5 protein-coding genes are annotated in these 5,746 nt (G+C 34.1%); all 5 read right to left on the reverse strand.

Annotation, left to right across the window (positions count from 1 at the left end):
- The coding region (locus PHQ99_07635; protein ID MDD4289440.1) for a TetR/AcrR family transcriptional regulator at positions 1-451 on the reverse strand (451 nt) is incomplete at its 3' end.
- 206 nt (positions 452-657) lie between these two features.
- Positions 658-2,562: a diguanylate cyclase gene (locus PHQ99_07640; GenBank protein ID MDD4289441.1), complete on the reverse strand. Its 1,905-nt coding sequence runs from the start codon at positions 2,560-2,562 to the stop codon at positions 658-660.
- 238 nt (positions 2,563-2,800) lie between these two features.
- Positions 2,801-3,775, reverse strand: a complete 975-nt coding sequence (locus PHQ99_07645) for an acyl-CoA dehydratase activase (protein MDD4289442.1) — start codon at positions 3,773-3,775, stop codon at positions 2,801-2,803.
- The gene (locus PHQ99_07650) at positions 3,772-4,872 is read right to left on the reverse strand and encodes a CoA protein activase (GenBank protein MDD4289443.1); all 1,101 of its coding nucleotides are present in this window, start codon (positions 4,870-4,872) and stop codon (positions 3,772-3,774) included. Before PHQ99_07650 ends, PHQ99_07645 begins: the two co-directional genes overlap by 4 nt.
- Positions 4,844-5,746: acyl-CoA dehydratase activase-related protein (locus PHQ99_07655; GenBank protein ID MDD4289444.1), on the reverse strand; the 903-nt coding region annotated here is incomplete at its 5' end. The genes PHQ99_07655 and PHQ99_07650, both read right to left, overlap by 29 nt.

A 5,746-nucleotide genomic window follows, 5' to 3' on the forward strand; every position in this document is an offset into this window, starting at 1 on the left:
TATGAAAAATATTTTCCTTTATTCCCTGTTGGACAACCTTAAAGAACTCGGGGACAATGATGTCCGTATTCTTTTGGTAAATCTTATATCTAAAATAAACATTCCTGTCATCACATAAAACTTTTAATAGTGTCTTTATTAATTTGATATTTTCTAATTTTATCATAGCTGCTTCAGAAAAGAATTTATTTAACTTAGTTATTGCATCCAGATCATCCCTGTTAACTATTTCTTTAATCTTAGTTAAAATCTGTACACTTAACTCCCCGGTTAATTCATCCAATAAATCTTCTTTTGACTTAAAATAATAATAAAAACTCCCTTTTGACAGACAAACTTCTTTAATAATTTCATCAACTGATGTTTGCTCATATCCTTTAGTAAAGAATAGTTTTCTGGCAGCATCTAAATATTCTTTTCTCCGCTCATGAGGGCTTTTAACTGTTCTCATTTTATAATTCCTTACTTATTATAGACTGACCGTCAGTCTATTTATTTTCTATATAACATACCTGTAAATCTTTGTCAAATATTTTTGCAAAATTAAAAAATATTTTATATATCTTTATGGTATCTTCGAGTTTTGAATTAGAAGGGTAATCCTGGATAGGAAAATACTTTGCAGTAAAAATAAATATTAACAAAGAAACTTAAAAATCAAGCTACCATTGCCACAAACTTAGTTATCAGTTCAGGGTCAAACTGAATTCCTTTCCCTTTTTCTAACTCCCTAACAGCCTCTTTTTTACTCAGTGCCCGGCGATAAGGTCTTTCATGAATCATTGCCTGGTAAGCATTTACAATATGTATAATTCTGGAAAGTAAGGGAATTTGTGTACCCTTTAAACTATTAGGATAACCTTTACCATTCCAAAATTCATGGTGATGCAAAATTTCATTAGCAATATGAGCAAGCTCAGGAGATGTCCTGGCAATTCTAAAGCCAATCTCAGGGTGTTTCTTCATCTCCTGCCACTCTGTTTCGCTTAACCAGCCTTTTTTCATAATAATTTCTTCACTGATTGCAATCTTGCCAATATCGCAAATCATGGCTAATAATCTTAAATCTTTCATTTCCTTTTTTCCCAGCTTTAACAGTCTGCCAAATTGGGCTGCACAATCTATAAAACTTTGTCTATATTCTTTTGTTTCATATTTTCGTTCCTGTAAAGCTTTTTCTAATGAGTTTATTATTGAATTATCAGTAGTTTGCTTGTCAATCAACTTGGAGTGATACATTTTACTTTCTGCCTCTCTAACCACACCATTTATATCCTCGGACATATTATTTTTAGCAGCAATACCCATGGAAATACTCAGGGGCAAGGTTAATGTACTCTTTTTTTTACATTCTTTTTTAATCCTGGTAATAATTTCACTCCCCTTTTCTATTGTAGTGTTAGGCAGGGTAATGCTGAATTCATCTCCTCCCCAGCGACTTATGACATCACTCTTACGGAAGCAGGATTTTAAGACGCCGGCAATATTTCGCAAAAGGTTATCCCCTTGCTGGTGTCCAAAGGAATCATTAATCAATTTCAAATTGTTAACATCACCTATGATAATACTAATTGGCAACTTTCGTTTATTATCTAATCTTTTTAATTCTTCTTCAAAGTAGGCTCTGTTATACAAACCGGTTAATTTATCGTGAAAACTAAGATACCTGATTTTATCTTCATATTCTTTTCTTTTTGTGATATCCAGAATTATTCCGCGAAAACCATTAAAATCACCTGAATTATTCCCGTTAGTTGAGACATGAATCTCTACCGGTATTTTTATTTTACTTTTTCCTACCAGATAACACTCCTGAGGATATTCACTCTTTTTTAGAAAAAAATCTTTTAATTCAGAATTGGTTATATGAGTTCCGGGGACTGAAATGATTTGCCAGATATTCACTACATTAAATAATTCTTCTCTACTATAACCCAATATTTCAACGCCTCTCTGGTTCATATAGGTAATTTTGCCATTTTTCTCTGCTTCAAAAACTATTTCTGGCAACATCTCAGCCAAATCATGCAGTTTTTTTAAATCTTTTTTGGTTTGTATGAGCTCTTCATTGAGAAATTTTAATTCATTTTGTAAATTCCTATTCAAATTTTTTAACTCAACAATCTTGCTTTTCGCTTCACCAGGTATTGCTTTTTTCTCTGAAGATTGATTTACAGTATAAAGGCAAGCAGAATATTTATTTTTATGGATAGTTTTAAGATGAATTAACAAGGTATTTAATTCTGGATTATCAATTCTGTTAAATGTAATATCTACTGGAATAAACTGGTTCCTAAGTTTAAGATTAGTATTTATGTTCCCTGCTTCTTTTTGAAGATAAGCACTAAATTCGTCTTTCTTTTCTGGCTTTATAAAATTAAATAATGAATTATTTTTTAATTCTGTATGACTTCTTTGAAAGATTTGTGTTGATGCTGGATTAGCATTCAGTATTTCTCCATCCGGGTTGACTTCGATTATAGCATGAGGGTAGTTTTCAAAAAATAATGAGAAAGCATAATCTGAAAAATGGGTCTTTTGTAGCTTTTCTTTATTTTCCATATTTAATCCATTAAGCTCTTTTGATTTATATGAAACATTATAAATAAAAATTGAAAGGCTTTTAACAATATTTATCAGCTCTATTGAAATTAAATATATTATATATTATAAAACTATTAATACTATTTCGCAAATTAAAACATATTCAGCAATATCAGCATAAAAAAATATTAGAAAAATATTCCAGTGAATATCTTATTTGTTCTACTATTACAAAATATAAAATAAGATTATGATCTTATCTTATTGCCTGATAACCTAAAGACCATTTGCTGCAACGGTCACCCCAGCGGGCAATTATCTCTCCATCAACCTTAATTTCAATTACTTCACAATGATTGGGACATCCATCACATTCAAATCCGCTGGTCTGATAATCTCTATCGATTAGTTCAAATCCATAAAAAGCAGATTGGTGAGGATTTTGTTCCATTTCTTCTTTTGCCAGCAAGGCTGCGCCAATAGCACCCATAACCCTGTAGTATTCCGGAACAATGATTTCATGTCCCGTTTCTTTCCCAAAACTCCTTTTAATACCAGAATTAGCAGCTACCCCTCCCTGGAAAAAAATAGGAGGTGCTATCTTCTTCCCTTTTCCTACATTGTTGAGATAATTGCGTACCATTGCCTCACATAAACCGGCAATAATCTCTTCTTCTTTATAGCCCATTTGTTGTTTATGAACCATATCCGATTCGGCAAAGACGGTGCATCTGCCGGCAATCCTAACAGAACTGTTCGCCTTTAAGGCGTAATCCCCAAATTCCTCTATAGGAATACCGAGTCGGAAAGCCTGATGGTCCAGAAAGGAACCGGTACCAGCTGCACATATGGTGTTCATGGCAAAATCAACAACAACTCCATTTTGTAAAATAATTATTTTTGAATCCTGTCCGCCTATCTCAAAAATTGTACGCACCTGTGGATTAATATATAATGCCGCAACGGCATGGGCAGTAATCTCATTTTTTACTACATCTGCACCGGCCATGGCACCGGCAAGAACCCTTCCACTACCGGTTGTGCCAACACCAATTACTTCTAAAGATATCCCATGATTCTGTTCCTTAATCATAGAAAGACCTTTTTTAATCATCTTAATGGGTTGTCCCTGTGTTCTAAGGTAAACATCACTGACCACATTATTATATTCATCCAGTAAAACAAGGTCAGTACTGACTGCACCTACATCAATTCCTAAAAATGTCTTCATGATATCTTAATTTCCTTTCTTCTCATCTTAAGTAAATCAACAAATGCTTCTATGCGGGTATTAAGACCTTCTTCTCCGGTTTGTTCATCATATGTTAAGTTAAGGACTGGAAAATCCAAATCCTCACTAACTTTTTTTAAAATACTTTCAGCAACTATTTCCGGCATGCAGGTAAATGGTACTACCTGGATTGCACCATCAAGACCTTCCCGGTTTGCCAATACTACATTACCAACAGTAGTTTGCCCTTCACCACCTACCGAATGTGCTAAATATTGATATGCCGCTTCTTCAATTTCTTTTTCTTCTTTAAAACTCTCTTTAAAAATATTTAGTTTCATTATAGGGGAAATCCATGCTTCAATGGAATTTTTGCGAACTACTTCAACCCCCAGGTAACCAAGCTTCTCTTCCAAATGATGGTTCACAAAAGGTTCCAGTGATACATAAAATTCCCCTACCAGGGCTATTTTGGTAATATTTTTTTTATTGTAATTCGTAATTTCCTCAAATTTTTTAAATGTATCTTCTCTAATTTGTTCCAGACTTTCCTTGTCTTTAGCAAATTTAATTTTTTTAAGACTTTCTAACAATATTCGAGAGGAGGCACCTTTTTGCTTTTCCCGGGGTCGGACTTGCAATACCTTATTCTCTAATTCTTCTGCCAATAAAACTTGCTGCCAGGCAAATTTACACTGATTTAACATGTATGACCAGCTTTTCCCGTTACGTAAAATATTGATATTGTCCCATAACATTTTCCAGTTGCTTCCCCTGGGGAGCTCCATGATAATCATGCGAAAATCATACCCCAGATCAATGAGAATATCCCTCTGTACCTGGGCATAATAACCAAAACGGCATGGCCCCCAGCCTCCGGCCATTATGATACCTTCAGCTCCAAGTTCTATTACTTCTATCATATTGCCAAGAGCTATTTTCAAAGGGAGGCAGCAATATTCCGGGGAATATTTTACTCCCAGATCCATTGTTCTTTTACTATTCAAGGGTGTTTCAATTAATTCATTACCCATATCAGTGATAATAGTTTCACAAATTACATCAATATTACCTAACCGGGGCAAGGCTAATTTCATATCTCTTTCTTCTCCTAATCATATCGAGAAATGCTTCTATACGGGTATTAATACCAGCTTCTCCGGAATGCTCATCAAAAACAAACTCAGTATAAGCAACTCCCGGGTATTTTTGACTTTGATGATGTATTAATTCCCCCACCATTGAATCTTCACCACACTCAAAAGAAGTTAAATGAATAACTCCTTCTACCTGTTTCTCAAAATAATAATAGGCTGCACCTACTACTCTTCTGGAAAGGCTCCAGAAAATTGGTTTATACAACTTTTTTAATTGATTTTTAACAATTCCAGGGTGAACCATACTTGGTGTAAACACATTAACATTCATTTTTTTCAATTTATTTATTAAATCTAAATTTATATAAGAATCATCAATCAGATAGTCATGACCAAGCACGGCAATATTAACCGGAATTTCGCTATCCTTTAAAGGCTTTTTTGGACTCAAAGTATTTTTTTCAGAAAAATTACTATTTCCATCACAAGGAAGCAATAAATTATCAAAATAACTTTTTTGAAAATTCTCCCAGGAAATAGAGAATGCCCGGGATATTTCCACAGTATTATCAGTCACTAACTGTCCCACCTGTAACAGGCTATTTTTCCAGGTGCTATATGGTTTTCTGACATCAATCACCGGACTGACCAGCGGGCAAAGAGATTCCAGAGAATTTTTTACCATATCAGGCAATCCAATGATTTTTGGACAGAAAAAAGCGCCTTTCTCAATACATACCATCCGGGGAATCAATAGATAATCTACCTCATCAGACAAGCTTAACACATGGCCATAGAATATTTTCACTGGCAGGCAAACTTCACTTAATGCAGAACGTATACCCAGGTCAAGGATTTTCTTATTAGTTGGATT

The organism is Atribacterota bacterium, from assembly GCA_028703475.1.
Lineage (GTDB): Bacteria > Atribacterota > Phoenicimicrobiia > Phoenicimicrobiales > Stramentimicrobiaceae > JAQVMU01.

What these genes read in the sequence shown, in the direction of transcription:
- PHQ99_07640 (MDD4289441.1), bottom strand. Translation starts at nt 2,562, where the DNA reads ATGGAAAATAAAGAAAAGCTACAAAAGACCCATTTTTCAGATTATGCT.
- PHQ99_07650 (MDD4289443.1), bottom strand. Translation starts at nt 4,872, where the DNA reads ATGAAATTAGCCTTGCCCCGGTTAGGTAATATTGATGTAATTTGTGAA.
- PHQ99_07645 (MDD4289442.1), bottom strand. Translation starts at nt 3,775, where the DNA reads ATGAAGACATTTTTAGGAATTGATGTAGGTGCAGTCAGTACTGACCTT.